Annotated in this window: 12 protein-coding genes and 1 pseudogene; 6 read left to right on the top strand and 7 right to left on the bottom strand. The window is 71.0% G+C overall.

Features of this window, described 5'->3' with window-relative positions:
- The first annotated feature begins 18 nt into the window (after window positions 1-18).
- Entirely contained in the window at window positions 19-1,398 is a 1,380-nt protein-coding gene (locus ACSU6L_RS09150) for a class II 3-deoxy-7-phosphoheptulonate synthase (protein WP_437064821.1), read from the top strand.
- A gap of 65 nt (window positions 1,399-1,463) precedes the next feature.
- Here ACSU6L_RS09150 and ACSU6L_RS09155 read toward each other — a convergent pair whose 3' ends face one another.
- The 5 genes from ACSU6L_RS09155 to ACSU6L_RS09175 form a co-directional block, all read right to left on the bottom strand.
- Window positions 1,464-1,658, bottom strand: coding sequence for a hypothetical protein (locus tag ACSU6L_RS09155; protein WP_437055348.1), 195 nt, complete (start codon window positions 1,656-1,658; stop codon window positions 1,464-1,466).
- Between the two features lie 149 nt (window positions 1,659-1,807).
- Window positions 1,808-2,590 carry an AfsR/SARP family transcriptional regulator gene (locus tag ACSU6L_RS09160; protein WP_437055350.1) on the bottom strand — a complete coding sequence of 261 codons (783 nt, stop codon included), beginning with the start codon at window positions 2,588-2,590 and terminating at the stop codon, window positions 1,808-1,810.
- A gap of 235 nt (window positions 2,591-2,825) precedes the next feature.
- Window positions 2,826-3,467, bottom strand: a complete 642-nt coding sequence (locus ACSU6L_RS09165) for a ScbR family autoregulator-binding transcription factor (RefSeq protein WP_437055352.1) — start codon at window positions 3,465-3,467, stop codon at window positions 2,826-2,828.
- Window positions 3,468-3,871: 404 nt separating this feature from the next.
- Entirely contained in the window at window positions 3,872-5,098 is a 1,227-nt protein-coding gene (locus ACSU6L_RS09170; RefSeq protein WP_437055354.1) for a cytochrome P450 family protein, read from the bottom strand.
- A 251-nt stretch (window positions 5,099-5,349) separates the two neighbouring features.
- Window positions 5,350-6,039 (bottom strand): ScbR family autoregulator-binding transcription factor, encoded by a 690-nt coding sequence (locus tag ACSU6L_RS09175; RefSeq protein ID WP_437055356.1) that lies wholly within the window; start codon window positions 6,037-6,039, stop codon window positions 5,350-5,352.
- A gap of 413 nt (window positions 6,040-6,452) precedes the next feature.
- On the opposite strand from ACSU6L_RS09175, the gene ACSU6L_RS09180 reads away from it, so the two are divergent.
- A complete protein-coding gene (locus ACSU6L_RS09180; RefSeq protein ID WP_437055358.1) occupies window positions 6,453-8,411 on the top strand; it encodes an acyl-CoA dehydrogenase family protein in 1,959 nt (652 codons plus the stop codon).
- Between the two features lie 248 nt (window positions 8,412-8,659).
- A pseudogene (locus ACSU6L_RS09185) lies at window positions 8,660-10,329 on the top strand (cellulase family glycosylhydrolase).
- Between the two features lie 86 nt (window positions 10,330-10,415).
- On the opposite strand, the gene ccsB reads toward ACSU6L_RS09185, so the two are convergent.
- Window positions 10,416-11,576, bottom strand: a complete 1,161-nt coding sequence (gene ccsB, locus ACSU6L_RS09190) for a c-type cytochrome biogenesis protein CcsB (protein ID WP_437064823.1) — start codon at window positions 11,574-11,576, stop codon at window positions 10,416-10,418.
- 348 nt (window positions 11,577-11,924) lie between these two features.
- On the opposite strand from ccsB, the gene ACSU6L_RS09195 reads away from it, so the two are divergent.
- The 3 genes from ACSU6L_RS09195 to ACSU6L_RS09205 are packed head-to-tail and all read left to right on the top strand — an operon-like array spanning window position 11,925 to window position 15,429.
- Window positions 11,925-13,253 carry a PLP-dependent aminotransferase family protein gene (locus ACSU6L_RS09195; protein WP_437055360.1) on the top strand — a complete coding sequence of 443 codons (1,329 nt, stop codon included), beginning with the start codon at window positions 11,925-11,927 and terminating at the stop codon, window positions 13,251-13,253.
- Entirely contained in the window at window positions 13,250-14,347 is a 1,098-nt protein-coding gene (hppD, locus tag ACSU6L_RS09200) for a 4-hydroxyphenylpyruvate dioxygenase (RefSeq protein ID WP_437055362.1), read from the top strand. Before ACSU6L_RS09195 ends, hppD begins: the two co-directional genes overlap by 4 nt.
- Window positions 14,344-15,429, top strand: a complete 1,086-nt coding sequence (locus ACSU6L_RS09205; protein ID WP_437055364.1) for an alpha-hydroxy acid oxidase — start codon at window positions 14,344-14,346, stop codon at window positions 15,427-15,429. The genes hppD and ACSU6L_RS09205 overlap by 4 nt, the downstream gene beginning before the upstream one ends.
- Before the next feature lie 65 nt (window positions 15,430-15,494).
- On the opposite strand, the gene ACSU6L_RS09210 is transcribed toward ACSU6L_RS09205, so the two are convergent.
- Window positions 15,495-16,844, bottom strand: coding sequence for a hypothetical protein (locus ACSU6L_RS09210; RefSeq protein ID WP_437055366.1), 1,350 nt, complete (start codon window positions 16,842-16,844; stop codon window positions 15,495-15,497).
- Window positions 16,845-16,856: the final 12 nt, after the last annotated feature.

The following is a 16,856-nucleotide window of genomic DNA, read 5'->3' on the forward strand; positions in this document are numbered from 1 at the left end:
AATCCAACCATCGGCGACATGACGGCCCAGGAAGCCCACGGCTCCCCCACCCCCCGGTTCCCCGAAGACATCGACGCCCAGGTGAAGGCCGCGGTGGCGCGGCCGGCCGCCCAGCAGCCCGAGTGGCCGGATCCCTCCCGCGCCCGCGCGGCCCGCGACGCCTTGACCCAGCTCCCGCCCCTCGTCGTACCGGGAGAGGTGGACCGCCTCCAGGACCGGCTCTCCCGCGTCGCGAACGGCCAGGGCTTCCTGCTCCAGGCCGGCGACTGCGCCGAGACCTTCGACGGCAACACCGAGTCCCACGTCACTGCGAACATCCGCACCCTGCTCCAGATGGCCGTGGTGCTGACGTACGCCGCGAGCGTCCCGGTCGTGAAGATCGGCCGGATCGCCGGGCAGTACGCCAAGCCCCGCTCCAACTCCACGGACGCGCTGGGCCTGCCGGTGTACCGCGGCGACATCGTCAACTCCCTCGACCCGAGCCCCGGCGCCCGCGTGCCCGACCCGTCGCGGATGCTGCGCGCGTACGCCAACTCGGCCGCGTCCCTCAACCTGGTCCGCGCGCTGTCCGGTTCGGGCCTGGCCGACCTGGGCCGGGTGCACGACTGGAACCGTGACTTCGTGCGCACCTCCCCCGCGGGCGAGCGCTACGAGGCGCTGGCCGCGGAGATCGACCGCGGTCTCGCCTTCATGACCGCCTCGGGGGCCGACCACGGCGCCCTGCACACCACGGAGATCTACGCCAGCCACGAGGCGCTGCTGGTGGAGTACGAGGACGGGCTGCTGCGCTGGGCGGCCTCCCCGGCCGGCGAGAAGCGGCTGTACGGGCTGTCCTCGCACATGCTGTGGATCGGCGAGCGCACCCGTCAGCTGGACGGCGCCCACATCGCCCTGGCCTCGCTGCTGGCCAACCCGATCGGTCTGAAGCTGGGCCCGGGCACGACGCCCGAGCAGGCCGTGGAGTACGTCGAACGGCTCGACCCGGACAACGTGCCCGGCCGGGTCACCCTGATCAGCCGGATGGGCAACGGCAAGGTCCGTGACGTGCTGCCGGGGCTCGTGGAGAAGGTGGAGGCGAGCGGTCACCGCGTGGTGTGGCAGTGCGACCCGATGCACGGCAACACCGTGGAGGCGGCGAGCGGCTACAAGACCCGCCACTTCGACCGCATCCTGGACGAGGTGAAGGGCTTCTTCGAGGTGCACAAGGCGCTCGGCACCCATCCGGGCGGCCTGCACATCGAGCTGACCGGCGACGACGTCACCGAGTGCCTGGGCGGTGCCGAGGAGATCGACGAGCAGGCGCTGGCCCAGCGGTACGAGACCAGCTGCGACCCGCGGCTGAACCCGAAGCAGTCGGTCGAACTGGCCTTCCTGGTGGCCGAGATGCTCCAGGCATGAGCCCAGGCTCTGAACAGCGCGAAGGGGGCGCCCGGAGAATTCCGGGCGCCCCCTTTTCCCGGCGCTCACTCGGGGATCAGTGCGGGGTGGTGCCAGGCGAGCGCGGTATAGCGTTCGGCGCGGTCCGTGGTGCTCTCGTTCGGGGTTCCGGAGTACGACCGGAGGTTCCCGGTGAAAATGCTGATCGCGGCGTCGAGCGCGACGTTGAGCCCGATGCGCGGGTCTTCCTCGACCGTGGAATCGGAGTGCTGTACCGGCATTTTCCTGACCCTCCCTGAATGGCCTCGAAGAATGGCCGCGGAACGTTCCTTCGTTTCTTCGTTCCCTGTGAAGAACGTAGAAGTTCCGGCTGTTTCAGGGATCCCCTAGCCCACCCCAGAGGTTTCTGGAATTACCGCGAGGTGTGCGGTCAGACCAGCTGGGGCCGGCGGCCGAGGAGGCGCGGCTCCTGGTTGAGGATCGCGCGCTCCAGCTCCTGGAGGTCCCGCGTCGGGTCGAGGCCGTGGACGTCGACCAGCGCCTGCCGGGTGCGGCGGTACGCGGCCAGTGCCTCGGTCTGCTGACCGCAGCGGTAGAGGGCGAGCATCAGCTGGTGGCAGAGCCGCTCCCGGGTGGGCACGGCGGACGCCATCTGCTCCAGTTCGCAGACCAGTTCGCGGTGCCGGCCGAGCTCCAGTCCGGCGGCGGCCCAGTCCTCGTAGACCGTCAGCCGCTCCCGCTCCAGCTGTGCGAAGGACGGCCAGCTGATGCCGGTCTCGGCGAGGTCGACGAGGACCGAGTCCCGCCACAGGGCGAGGGCCTGGGTGAGCGAGTCGACGGCCGCGTCCGGGAGACCGGCGGCGAGTTCGGCACGCCCCTGGGCGGCGAGCCGGCGGAAGCGGAACGCGTCGACGGTCTCCGGCTCCAGGCGCAGCTGGTAGCCGTGCGGCGCGGTGGTCAGACGGACCCCGTCGCCCTCCAGGTCCGCCTGCTCGAAGAGCCTGCGGATGCCCGAGATCGCGTTCTGCACCATCTTCCGGGAGGTCGTCGGCGCATCGTCGCCCCAGAGGGCGGTGACCAGCCGGCTGGTGGCGACGGTCTTGTTCGGGTTGAGCAGGAGATAGCCGAGGGTGGCCCGTTGGATGATCCCCCCGAGAGGCAGTGCCCGGTCTGCGGTGATCAGTTCGAGCGGACCGAGAAGGTTGAACCGCATACTATCCCCCACGCGTTGGATGACTTCCTCATCGACACCCCCTAGAAAACAAACCGGCTCCGCTGTTTGTCAAGTCGGTTGGGTGGAACGGTCGGACACACCTCGGGGTCGACCGCGAGCAACTGGCGACATAAGTAGCGGTAAGTACCTATAAATCGGACGCCTGTAGCGTGCACGTGCACACCCCCAGGTCGACCCCGTGCACAAAAAACAGCGAAGGCAGTTCGATTCAAAGTCACCTGGCGGTCATGCAGGGCGCCTTCTCGATGGCGGCGCGCCCCGCGGCCACGAACAGATCCCGGGCCGCCGGGCCCACGACGCGCGGCAGCAGCAGCGTCCAGATGCGCGTCAGGGTGGCCCGCTCCAGCCAGCGGTGGTCCCGGCCGCCCAGGGCCTCCAGGCCCGCCGCGACGGCCACCACGGCCGCCGACAGGTCTCCTGTGGCCACGCCGGGCATCAACGCGCCCTCGCGCGCGGCCCGTTCGACCGTGGCCTCGACCCAGGACTGCCAGTCCCGGCGCAGATCGCGGGCGTGCTCGGAGCGCTCGGGGTGCGAGCCGAGCGCGAAACCGGCACGCAGGACCACGTCCTGGCCCAGCCCCTGCACCAGGTCGTGACTCGCGTCGATGAGCACCTGGAGGGAGAGCGCGTCGCGCTGCCGGGTGATCCACCGCAGCCGCTCGCCGGCCACGCCCACCACCGCGTCCAGCAGCGCCGCCTTGTTGGCGAAGTGGAAGTGCAGGGCACCGCTGCTGACCCCGGCCTTGGCACTGATGGTGGCGAGCGAGGCCACCTCGAACCCGTCCCGGTCGAACAGCTCGGCCGCGGCGTCGATGAGTGCGTTGCGCGTCCGTATCGCGCGTTCCTGCTTGGCCATGGCGAACTCCGTTGCTCCCCTGGGGGTCAGTGCTGCGGAAGACGGGGTTCCGTTCAGTAGCCGTCCGGTAGCCGCAGACAACCACCTTAACAAACCGGGCTCGCGGTTTATCTACCCCGTAGACCCCGCCGTCTGCGAAAAGCCCGGAAATGAACCCCCGGGTGACCGACCCGGCGGCGTCCCGTGGAGCGGCGATGAGCCGCCGATGGACCGTCACACTCGGGGCTCACCCTCCCCTTGCCCGCACGCGCACAAGCAAACGGGGCCCGCGAGAACGGGCCCCGTCGTATACGGGCGGCAGACGTGCGGCCGAACGCCGTCACGGCACGCCGAACACGGACTCCTCTCTCAGGACGGCCGTTCGGCCGCCACCGGCCACATCAAGGTTGGCGCGATCCTGTCGGCTATCCCCGCAGCAGCACCGGCAGCGCTCCGAAGCCGTTCAGCAGGAACGTCGGCAGTGGGCGCAGCTCCTCCTCCGGGCAGCCGAGGGCCAGGTCGGGGAAGCGTTCGAAGAGGGCTCGGAAGGCGACGGTGGCCTCCAGGACGGCGAGCGGGGCGCCGAGGCAGCGGTGCACGCCGTGGCCGAAGCCCAGGACGTCGCGGCCGGCGCGCAGCAGATCGAACCGAGCGGCATCCTCCCCGTGCCGCTCGGGATCGCGTCCGGCCGCCGCGAAGCTGACGAGGATGGGGTCGCCCCGCCGGATCGGCACACCGTCGAGGTCGATGTCCTCCACGGCGAACCGCATCGGCGAGTAGGAGGCGGGGCTGTGCACGCGGAGCGTCTCGTCGACCACGTCCTCCCAGCCGGCGCGCCCGGCGCGGATGTGCTCCAGTTGCTCCGGGTGGGTCAGCAGCGAGCCCGTGCCGTTGACGATGAGCGTGGACGTGGTGTCCTGGCCGGCCGCGATCATCAGGAAAAGCGTACCGAGCAGTTCGTTCTCGCTGAGCCGGTCGCCGTCGTCGCGCGCGGCGATCAGCGAGGAGGTCAGATCGTCGCCCGGCTCCCGGCGCTTGGCGGACACCAGCTCGGCGAGCAGCCGGAAGGCGGTGCCGCGGGCGGCCTCCATGGTCTGGGCCGTGACGCTGGAGGAGAACACCACGCGCAGCGCGGCGCACAGCGCGGTCCGCATCTCCCCGTCCTCGACGCCGAAGAGTTCGCAGACGACCTGGAGCGGCAGCACCTCGGCGAAGGCCGAGCGGAGTTCCACCACCCCGCCGTCGGATCCGGCGTCGAGCGTGTCGAGGAGGGCGGTGGTCATCTGCTCGACGCGGGGCCTCAGCGCGGCCGTCCGGCGGGCGGTGAAGGCGCCGGCGACGAGTCTTCGCAGACGGGCGTGGTCCGTTCCGTACGCGAAGAGCATGTTCTCGTTGGCCACCCAGGGGAACAGCGGCCAGTCGGGCGTGATCCGCCCCTCGACGAAAGCGGGCCAGTGGCGGCGCGCGTCCTTGGAGACCCGGGGATCCAGCAGCAGCCGTTCCACGTACTCCTGCCGGACGACCGCCCAGGCCCGTACCCCGCCCGGCAGTTCGACCTCCACGGCCGGACCGCGCTCGCGCAGCATCGCGGCCTCGGCCGGGATGTCCCTTCCGGTCACGTCCAGCGTGTAGAGACCAGAAGTAACGTTCATTCTGTTGTACTCCGTTCGGTCGTAGTCGCGTTCCGTAGCAGTCGTACGCACACACACCGAGGAGAACGAGGGGGCCCTACGGCGCCCCTCCCCCCGTGGCGCCGGTCCGCCGGCCGGTGCTGGTCCACCGGCCGGTCGGCACATGGCTCACCGCCGGCCGACGGCCGGGCGGCGTCCTCGCCGGACCCGGGACACGCCGGCCCGCGTCACATCACACCGGCCGGCGTCGGATCACGCGGGACGGCAACGGGTCATGCCGTGGCCGCGGCCTCGGCCGCCAGTCGCTCGTCGCGCAGCCGGACCGCCTCCTCGTAGACCTGCTCCGCGCGGTCGCGCGAGAAGTCCAGCCGCAGCAGCACGCCGGGTACGGCGATGGCGGCGATGAGGTTCCCCATGAGGTCCAGCACCCGTTCGACCATGTCCGCGTGCCCGGTCATGATCTTGGAGAGCACCTGGACGCCGGTGAAACTACTGGTGAACAAGGTGGCCGTGGAGGCCACGTCGACGTGCGGCAGCAGCTCGCCGGCCGCCTTGGACCGGGCCAGCACGTCCATGTTGTGGTTGATCCACCCCTGCATGGGCACCCTGCGGTCCAGTCCGTCCAGCGGGGAGCCCTGGTCCACGGTGAGCCGGATGCTGCCGCGCACCATGGGGTCGCCGAGCCGCAGCATGTGGGCCAGGAGCAGCGCCTCGTCGAGGCTCTGCTGGAGGAACAGCTCCTGCGGCGGCACCGGGGGCAGCGCGGACACCTGCGCGGCCAGCACCTCCTGGGCGAGTTCCTCCTTGGAGGAGAAGTGGAAGTACAGCGCCCCCTTGGTCACGCCGCACTTCTTCAGGACCTCCGAGATGGTCGCCGCCTCGTAGCCGACCTCGTCGAACAGTTCCGCCGCCGCCTTGACGATCTTCTGGCGCGTACGGATGGCCCGCTCCTGCTGTGCCACTGCATCCCTCCGTCACCTCTCGGCAGGAAGAGACCGAGTGGTTTGTATTCCTATGGCCCTCGTGGAGTGATGAGTTGCCGCCCGGCCGCCCCACCCCCGTCGTCCCAGACCGGGCGCGCGAAACCGGTCAATTCACACGTCCGACCGGAACAATAAAACCACCCAGCCGGTTTTGCAAGGGCTTGAAAACAAACCGATTGGTCCGTAGTTTTTCTCCAGCGCGACTCAACCAACACCATCTTGGCTTGGCACGCACTGGGGGACAGTCGATGTTTCAGCAGGTTGAAGCACCGTTCAGAAGCACCACCGAAGAATCAGACCGCGCGGACGGTTCTATTCCGCATCTTGCCGGCGCCACATCTCTCCGTACCGACGCGCCACTCCGTACCGCCGCAGCGGTCGAGGGAAGCGCCGTGGACGAACTCACCCACCTGCTCTTCGAGGGGGACGAGCGGGACAACGTCCACGGCCGCTGGCGCGACCTCGTCGGAGGGGAGGCCTTCGCCTACCGCCCGGGGCTGACACCCCGGGAACGCGCCGAACTCTCTTACCAGCGGCTCCGCCTGGTCAACAGCGCCGTACCGTCCGCGGAAGCCCTGACCTACGACGCCCGCGGTCTCGCCGCGCTGCACGAGTGGACCGGGTTCGTCGACGGCGGCCTGTGCACGCTGGCGAGCATCCACTACAACCTCTTCCTCGGCAGCCTGCTCGACCACGACGGCTACCGGCGCGATCTGGCGCCGTACGCCGCCATGCGGCGCACCGGGGTCTTCCTCTGCACCGAGCTGGAGCACGGCAACGACGTGGCCAACCTCCAGACGGTCGCCCGGTTCGACCGCGAGACCGGGGAGTTCGTCCTGCACACGCCGACCACCGGCGCGCAGAAGTTCATGCCGAACACCAGCCTCACCGGCGGCCCGAAGAGCGCGGTGGTCGCCGCCCGGCTGCTGGTCGACGACGAGGACCAGGGCATCTTCCTCTTCCTCACACCACTGAGCGACGACAACGGTCACCTGCCTGGCGTTCGGGTCCGCCGACTGCCCGAACGCACCGGCACCCCGGTCGACCACTGTCTGACCTCCTTCGACCACGTCCGGCTGCCGCGCGAGGCCATGCTGGAGGCCGCCCACGGCCGGCTGGACGAGAACGGCAGGCTCACCAGCACCCTCGGCAACCGCCGCAAGCGGTTCCTGCGGTCCGTCGGCCGCGTCACCGTGGGCAAGCTCTGCATGAGCGCCGGCACCCTCGGCATGGCCCGCGCGGCCCTGACCATCGCCGTGCGCTACGCCCACCACCGGCACATCGGCGGCCCCAAGGCCGGCCAGCGCGTCCCGCTGACCGACCACCGCAGCCACCACGGCCGTCTGCTGCGCTCCCTGTCAACCGCCTACGCCATGACCTTCCTCCAGCGGGCGGTCGTCGACCGCTGGACCGACCACGACGAGACCGACCGCGAGCAGCACGAGGAGATCGAGCGGCTGATCGCCATCGCCAAGGGCTGGATCACCTGGCAGGCCCGGGACATCACCATCGAGTGCCGGGAGCGGTGCGGGGCCCAGGGGCTGTTCCCGCACAACAACCTGGCGGACCTCCAGCTGAACGTGGAGGGCGGCATCACCGCCGAGGGCGACAACCTGGTGATCTGGGTGAAGGCCGCCTCCGAGATGGTGTTCGGCCACGAGTCCGGGCCCGAGCGGCCGGTGCGCCCCGCCGAACGCGAACTGACCGACGTGGGCTTCCTGCGGGATCTGCTGGCCTCCGCCGAGCGCATCTGGCAGAGCCGCGCCCGGGAGGCCCTGCGCGGCGGTCCCGCCGGCGACCCGATCGGGCGCTGGAACGCGACCTCCGGCGCGGCCCTCGAGATGGTGTCCGCGCACGCCCGCCTCCAGGCGGCGGACGCGCTGCTGGCCGCCGCCGGCCGGGCCCGCAACGCCCGCGCCCGCTTCCTGCTGGAGAACGTCTCCCGGCTCTTCCTGCTGGAGCAGCTGCGCCAGTACACCGGTGACCTCCTGGCCGCCGCCCTGATGACGCCCCAGCAGGTGGTGGCGCTGCACATCGCGGCGGACGGGGTCGTCGCCGATCTGGCGCCGCATCTGATGACCCTGGTGGACGCCTTCGACCTCCCGGAGGAGTTCCTGTCCCGGATCCCGATCGCGGGGCCCGACTACGTCGACCACTACCGCCCGCGGTCCGGGACCGACGCGGTGGCCGAACCCGCCCCGCAGTTCACCGCGGAGCCCGTGGGACCGCTCATACCGGAGGCGGCCCTGCCGCCCGTCCCCGCGTCCACGTCCGACCTGGCCGCCCTGGTCGGATCCACCCTCGAATCGGCGATCGACCCGGCGCCGCTGCCGGAGCCGACACCCGCCTGACCGACCGGCATCGACCTGACCAGTCAACACCGCCGACAGACCGACACCGCTGACGGACCGGCACCGCTGACGGACCGACAGGAGGCCGCACCCCGCCCGGGGTGCGGCCTCGCGCGTTTCCCCCGTCCCAAGGGCCCCTCCCGCCCAGGCTCTTGACGTGTCCCTGGCGCGATGGCTTTCATGGGAGCGCTCCCACACGTGCACGCTCTCCCGCCGTCCGGTTTCTTCACTCACTCCCTGGAGCCGCAGTGAGAACGACACGAACGACAAGCAGCACGACACTCAAGAGCCCCGTCACCGTCCTGCTCGCCTTCCTGGCCACCCTCGTCGGCCTGCCGGCCTTCACCCGGCCACCGCGCACGCCCAGTCGCCGGTGGGCACCGCCGTCACCGGCCTGCACATCGAGAACGGCCGCCTCCTCGAAGGCAACGGCAACGACTTCGTGATGCGCGGCGTCAACCACGCCCACACCTGGTACCCGGGCGAGACCCAGTCGCCGGCCGACATCAAGGCACTGGGCGCCAACACCGTCCGGGTCGTCCTCTCCGACGGCCGCCGCTGGACCCGCAACACCCCCGAGGACGTCGCCGCCGTCGTCGGCGACTGCAAGGCCAACCGCCTGATCTGCGTACTGGAGGTGCACGACACCACCGGTTACGGCGAGGAGGCCGCCGCCGGCACCCTCGACCACGCCGCCGACTACTGGATCAGCCTGAAGGACGTCCTGGCCGGCCAGGAGGACTACGTCATCGTCAACATCGGCAACGAGCCGTGGGGCAACACCGACCCCGCGGGCTGGACCCAGCCGACCATCGCCGCGGTCGGGAAGCTGCGCGCCGCCGGGTTCGAGCACACGATCATGGTGGACGCGCCCAACTGGGGCCAGGACTGGCAGGGCGTCATGCGCGCCAACGCCCGGACCGTGTACGACGCCGACCCCACCGGCAATCTGATCTTCTCCATCCACATGTACAGCGTGTTCGACACCGCCCAGGAGATCACCGACTACCTGAACGCCTTCGTCGCCGCGGAACTCCCCATCCTCATCGGCGAGTTCGGCGGACCCGCCGACCAGTGGGGCGACCCCGACGAGGACACCATGATGGCGACGGCCGAACAGCTCGACCTCGGCTACCTGGCCTGGTCCTGGAGCGGCAACACCGACCCGGTTCTCGATCTCGCGATCGACTTCGACCCGGCGCGGCTCAGCAGTTGGGGCCGGCGCATCTTCCACGGCGCGAACGGCATCGCGCAGACCTCCCGCGAGGCCACGGTCTTCGGCGGCGCCGGACCCGACACCCAGGCCCCGACCGCCCCCGGCACCCCGAAGGCCTCGGCGGTCTCCCCCACCTCCGTCACCCTGACCTGGCCCGCCGCCACCGACAACGTTGCCGTCACCGGCTACGACGTGGTCCGCGTCAGCGGCGGCGCGGAGACCCCGGCCGCCGCCTCCACCACCGGCACGGTCACCGTCGCGGGGCTGACGGCGGACACGTCGTACACCTTCGCCGTCTACGCCAGGGACGCGGCCGGCAACCGCTCGCCCCGCTCGGCCACGGTCACCGTGACCACCGAGGAGGACACCGGCACCCCCGGCGCCGGCTGCTCGGTGAACTACCGTGTCGTCAACGAGTGGCCGGGCGGCTTCCAGGGTGAGATCACCATCCGCAACACCGGCACCGCCGCCATCACCGGCTGGACCCTGGCCTTCAGCTTCCCGAACGGCCAGACCATCACCAACATGTGGGGCGGCACGCCTACCCAGAACGGCTCCGCGGTGACGGTCGCCGCCGCGTCGTACACGTCCACGATCCCCACGGCCGGTTCGGTCACGCTCGGCTTCACCGGCAACCGTTCCGCGACCAACACGGCCCCGGCGTCCTTCACCCTCAACGGCACCACCTGCACGACCGCCTGAGCCGGTCCGCCCGCACCACCGCACAAAAGAGACCGGCGGGGTCTGTCGCCCCGCCGGCTTCGCGCGGTGATCGCCTCCGCGGGCTCTCAGACCCCGGAGTAGGAGTGCTTGCCGCCGAAGAGGAAGTTCACCCCGTAGTAGTTGAAGAGGTAGGTGGCGAAGGCCACGAGAGCGATGTACGCGGCCTTGCGGCCCTTCCAGCCGGACGTGGCACGGGCGTGCAGATAGGAGGCGTAGGCGACCCAGGTGACGAACGACCAGGTCTCCTTGGGGTCCCAGCCCCAGTAGCGGCCCCAGGCCGAGCCGGCCCAGATGGCGCCCGCGACGATCGTGAAGGTCCACAGCGGGAAGATCGCGGCGTTGATGCGGTAGGACAGCTTGTCCAGGGTGGCCGCGGCGGGCATCCGGGCGAGGATGTCGTTGCACACCATGCGGGTCCACAGCAGCAGCCGGACGCCGGCCGGGCCCTCCTTGGTCCGTACCGCCGTGGCCAGGGTGCGCTCCAGTGCCGCGACCCGGCCGTCGCGAAGACGCGTCTCGTAGCTGTCACGGAAGAGGTAGACGAGGGCGGACAGCGCACCGAGGTAGAGGGCCGCGCCGCACAGGATCGCCACGGACACGTGGATCCACAGCCAGTACGAGTGCAGGGCCGGGACCAGCTGGTCGCTCTCGGTGTAGAGCCAGGTGACGGCGATGCCCAGGTCGAGCAGCACGGTGGTGACCAGCGGCAGTCCGGCCCAGCGCACGTTCTTCCCGAGCGCCAGCAGGACCAGGTAGAGGACGACGACCGCCGTGGAGAAGGTCGTCGAGAACTCGTACATGTTGCCCCACGGCGCCCGCTGCGCGGACAGCGAGCGGCTCACCACACCGCCGGCCGAGAACAGGCAGGCGAGGGCGGTGAGGGACACCGCGATACGGCCGTAGAGGTCGCCCCGCTCGTCGCCGCCGTGCGCTCCGGGACCGTCGGCCACGGTGGAGGCTCCGGCCCGCAGCCGGCCGACCACCTTCGGGCGCTCCAGCACGGCCGTGCCCCCGGCCGCGGCGCGCGCCTCACGGCGCTCGGGGGCCGGCTGCGCGTCCTTCTCCGCCACGAGTGCGGCGGCCGTGCGGCCGACCTTGCTGCGACTGCCGAAGATCCATTCGGTGATATGGGCGAGGAAGGCCAGCGAGTAGACGGCCATCGCCGAATAGATGAGCCAGTTGCTGAGCTGCGCCAAGTCCTCGTTGGTGGCGGCCAGGATGTTCACTTCTTCCACCTCGAAGAGGATGCGAACAGGGACGGGCGCGGTCCGCACCCTGCGGTCAGCTTAGCCCCCGCCGTTATGGGGAGTTGACGGTGGGTCACCCTCGGCGGACCGTGCCCGGCACGAGCGCGTCCAGGCCGCGGATTGGCCGGAAACCGTTGCGTCCGGCTTGATTCGGATCGCGGTTGACGGTGATCAAGCACCATGATTGAATCGATCAGGAGATAGGCGGTATTGCGCCATTTTCATAGCAGAATTCATCGAACCCGGCCGTTTTCCGTGTGACCGCACCGCCAGGGTTCGATTTCATGCTGGAGGGGGAACTTCGGCTGCCTTACCAGCCGACATCGCATGCACACACAACTCGACACACTCAGCCTCCATGAGTCCCTGGAGTCGCCGGTCATCGAGTCGATGAATTTCCTCAACGAGGTGTCCCAACGATTTCCGGACGCTCTCTCCATGGCCGCCGGACGGCCGTACGAGGGATTCTTCGACACCGATGATGTGCACGAATACCTTCGCCTTTACGAGTCCCATGTCAGAGCCCAGTCAGGCGGGGACGAACAGCAGGTACGCCGCACGCTGCTCCAGTACGGGCGCACCAAGGGCATCATCCACGACCTGATCGCGAAGAACCTCGCCACGGACGAGGGCATCGAGGCCGATCCGGAGAGCATCGTCGTCACCGTGGGCTGTCAGGAGGCGCTCTTCCTGACCCTGCGCACCCTACGCCGGGACGACCGGGACTGCCTCGTCGCGCCCATGCCCTGCTATGTGGGCGCCACCGGCGCCGCCGCCCTCGCGGACATGCGGGTGCTGCCCGTCGCGGAGCACTCGGCCGGCATCGACCTCGACGACCTGATACGGGTCGTGACGGAGGCGAAGGCGAACGGCCTGCGGCCGCGGGCCTGTTACGTGGTGGCCGACTTCGCCAACCCGTCCGGCACGAGCCTCGGCCTCGACGCGCGCGAGGCACTGATCCGGCTGGCCGAGGAGCACGACTTCCTGATCCTGGAGGACAACCCGTACGGGTTGTTCCAGGCTCCGGACGCCGCTCCGACGCCCACGCTGAAGGCGCTCGACGGCGACCGGCGGCGCGTGGTCCACCTGGGCTCGTACGCCAAGACGGGGCTGCCGGGAGCGCGCATCGGATTCGTGGTCGCCGATCAGCGCACCACCTCCGCCGACGGCCGCACGACGCTCCTCGCCGATCAGCTGGCCAAAGTCAAGAGCATGCTCACGGTGAACACCTCGCCGATCGCGCAGGCCGTCATCGGCGGGAAACTCCTGGCGCACGGCTGCAGCCTGCGCGCGGCCAACGTCCGGGAAACGGAGCTGTATCAGGGAAATCTGCGCCACGCGCTCGACGAGCTGGCCCGCCAATTCCCCACCGGCCGCCGTCCCGAGGTGACCTGGAACACACCGTCCGGCGGATTCTTCGTCGTCGTCACGGTTCCGTTCCCGGTCGACGACGAACTTCTCATGCACTCCGCGCGGCGCCATCGCGTCCTGTGGACTCCGCTGCACCACTTCTACGGCGACGGGCGCCCGCGACGGCAGCTCCGCCTCTCCCTCAGCTATCTGACACCGGATGAGATCACAGTCGGCATCGACCGCCTCGCGGACTTCATCCGCGAGCAATGCGATGTCCAGAGCCTCCAGAAAGGTATTTCGTGAGTATTTTCGACGACCTCGGCGTCGATCACATCGGTTTCTCGGTCGGTGATTTGACCCAGGCGACGGAATTCTTCGTCGACGGCTACGGGATGGAGGTGTACGCCCGGTCCGTTTCCGGCACCTCGGACGATCCCGTGCTCCGGACCGCGCTGGGTGGCGGAAACATACGGGTCCTGCTGACCGACGCCCGGGGCGCCGACCACCCGGCGACGGCCTACGTCGACCGCCACGGTGACGGTGTGTCGGACATCGCACTGAGCACGGCGGACGCGGCGGGGGCGTTCGCGGAGGCGGTGCGGCGCGGGGCCCGGCCGGTGGCGGAGCCGAGCGAGCGGGACGGGGTCGTCACCGCGACCATCGCCGGGTTCGCCGATGTCACCCACACGTTCGTGCAGCGCGCCTCCGGCGTGGACTCCCGTGCCCTGCCCGGCCTCACCGCCGTGCGCCCGGTCGCCGGGGAGGCGGGCACGCCGGACGCGGCCGGTGCGGGGCTGCACACCGTCGACCACTTCGCCGTCTGCCTGGAGCCCGGCCAGCTGGCCGCCACCGTCGCGTTCTACGAGACGGTCCTCGACTTCGAGATGGTCTTCACCGAGCGGATCATCGTCGGCGGCCAGGCCATGGACTCGCAGGTGGTGCAGAGCCGGTCCGGTGCGGTGACGCTCACCCTGATCGAGCCGGACACCTCCCGGGAGCCCGGCCAGATCGACACGTTCATCAAGGAGCACGGGGGCGGCGGTGTGCAGCACGTCGCCTTCGCCACCGACGACATCGTGCGCGCGGTGCGCCGGCTCGGCGCCGACGGGGTGCGCTTCCTGACCACGCCGTCGACGTACTACGACATGGTGCCCGAGCGCCTCGACCTGCGGCGTCACTCGCTGGACGCGCTGCGCGAGTCGAACATCCTGGTCGACGAGGACCAGGACGGGCAGCTGCTGCAGATCTTCACCAGGTCCGCCCACCCGCGCGGCACGCTGTTCTTCGAGGTCATCGAGCGGCTCGGCGCGCGCACCTTCGGCAGCGGCAACATCAAGGCCCTGTACACGGCGGTGGAGATGGAGATGCAGCAGGCGCGGCAGGACACCGACCGGTGACCTCCGTCTCCGCGTTCACCGTCGCCGACGTGGCGGAACTCGCCGCCCGGCGGGTGCCGGGGGACGTCCTGGACTTCGTGAACGGCGGCAGCGGCGACGAGTCGACGCAGGCGGCCAACCGGGCCGCCCTCGACGCGGTCCGGCTGGTGCCGCGGGTGCTGGCCGGTGCGCGGGAGCCCGACACCTCGGGCGAGCTGGTGCGCAGCAGTGTCGGACTGCCGCTGGCGGTGGCTCCGATGGCGTACCAGCGGCTGCTGCACCCCGACGGCGAGCTGGCCGCCGCGCGGGCCGCGCGCGCCGTCGGCGCCCCGTTCGTCATCAGCACGCTGAGCAGCTACTCCATCGAGGAGATCGCCGCGGTCGGCGGCACCGTGTGGTTCCAGCTGTACTGGCTGCGCGACCGGGACGCCGTGCTGGATCTGGTGCGCCGGGCGGAGGCGGCCGGCTGCGAGGCCCTGGTGGTCACCGTCGACGTGCCCCGTATGGGCCGTCGGCTGCGCGATGTGCGCAACGGCTTCGGTCTGCCGCCGCACGTGCGGGCCGTGAACCTCGGTCCGGCCCCGGAGACGTCCGCGCACCGGCGGCAGGACGGCCGGTCCGCCGTCGCCACGCACACGGCGGAGGCGTTCGACCCGGCGCTCGGCTGGGACGACCTCGCCTGGCTGCGGGCCCGGACGGACCTGCCCCTGCTGGTGAAGGGCGTCCTCGATCCGCGGGACGCCGTCCGTGCCGTGGACGCCGGTGCCGACGGGGTGATCGTGTCCAACCACGGCGGCCGTCAGTTCTCCGCCGCCGTGGCCAGTGTCACCGCGCTCCCCCGGGTGCTCGACGCGGTCGGCGGGCGCTGCTCGGTGCTGCTCGACAGCGGGGTGCGCACCGGTACGGACGTGCTGCGGGCCCTGGCGCTCGGCGCGGACGGGGCACTGTGCGGCAGGCCGCTGCTGTGGGGGCTGGCGCTGGACGGCGAGGCCGGCGCACTGCGCGTGCTGGAGCTGCTGCGCGACGAGCTGCGGGAGGCCCTGCTGCTGGCGGGCTGTCCCGACCTAGCGGCCGCCAGGGAGTTGGAGACCGTGACGGTCTGACCCGCGCCGTGCCCGTCGTGCCGAAGGGCGTCCGCCGATGTGTCCGGCGGACGCCCTTCACTCGTTCAGCCCGTTCCGAGCAGCGGGAACAGGGGGACCTGGGCGGCCGCCTTCAGGTAGTCGGCGCCCGTCGTCCCACCGGTGCCGGGCACCCGGCCGATGATCTTCATGGTGACGCCCCAGTGCGTGCGCTTCATCCCGCACCAGGCGGCGTCCAGCTGCCGCATGGCCGCCTCCAGCCGGCGGGTCTGCGCGGTGTCCCAGCCGCCCGAGTGCTCGAGGAACGCCTCCTGCAAAGTGGCGTCGAGAGTGAAGACGGGCCCCTTCTCCGGCGAGTGGGCCCCCGCCTCGCGCTTCGCGCTCACCGTCTCCACCAGCTGGTACGGCCGGGACTGGATGGCGCTGGCCCCGTGCGTGTGGTCGCGGATCACGGCGAACGACTCCGGCGGCATCGTCGTCAGGATCCGGTACAGCGGGGCGGTCGCGCCGGGCAGCCGGGTGCCGGCCGACTCCAGGAAGGCCGCGGCGTCGAGCGGCCGCCCGGCGCGGACGGCCGCCACGGCGAGGGTCAGCGCCCGGGCGACCCGGCTGAACAGCCGCTCGAAGAGCTGGATGGAGCGGATGAACATCCTCTCGTCGTGCAGGGTCGTCACGGGCAGCAGGGCCACCTCGACCGCGCGCCGCAGCGCCCGCGGCGCCTCGGCCCGGACGGCCTCGACGGCGGCCCGCGCGGCGTCCGGCGCCTCCTCGGCGCCCGGCCGGCCGAGCGCGGCCCGCATCCCGTCGAGCGGAGCGGTGTCCGGCAGGGCCAGGGGCGCGAAGTCCGCCAGCCGGGCCAGGGCCTGCCACACGGCGGTGGTCCGGGTGCGCTGGCGGCCCTCGCCGCCGCCTGCGGCGAGCGCGTCCGTCTCCCGCTCCACCAGGTCGGCCAGGAGCACCGCCAGCAGCAGGTCCTCGGCCCGTTCCGTGGCCTCGGGGACCCCGTCGGTGTCCCACAGGGCGAGCCCCAGTACGTCGTTGCCGGCGTAGGAGTCGTAGCTCATCGGCCGGTCCGTGAACGTCAGCGGCAGCCAGGTGTCGAACAGCCAGGCGTCCGGTGACGCCCAGGGCCTGGCGCGGCCGGCGCATTCGAGGCCGAGCCGTGTCCCCCGCAGCAGGGCGACCAGCTCGGCGGAGACGGCCGCCTTGCCGACCTGCTGGTAGTAGCCGACCACCTGCTCGTACGGGAAGTCCCCGAAGTCCGGCCGGCCGGGGCCGAACGCCCGGTGGGTCCACGCCGTGACGGCGTCCCCGGCCTCCCGCAGCGCTCTGTCCCGGGACGCGCGGGTGCCGTGCCCGAGTGCCGTTCCCCCGACGCCCGTCCGCCCGTCCTCCGAGGAGTCCGTGGTGTCCCCCGCCGGCGCCTTCTTGGTCATATGCACGCTTTC

Origin of the sequence: Streptomyces sp. enrichment culture (assembly GCF_964272855.1) — a bacterium.
Lineage (GTDB): Bacteria > Actinomycetota > Actinomycetes > Streptomycetales > Streptomycetaceae > Streptomyces.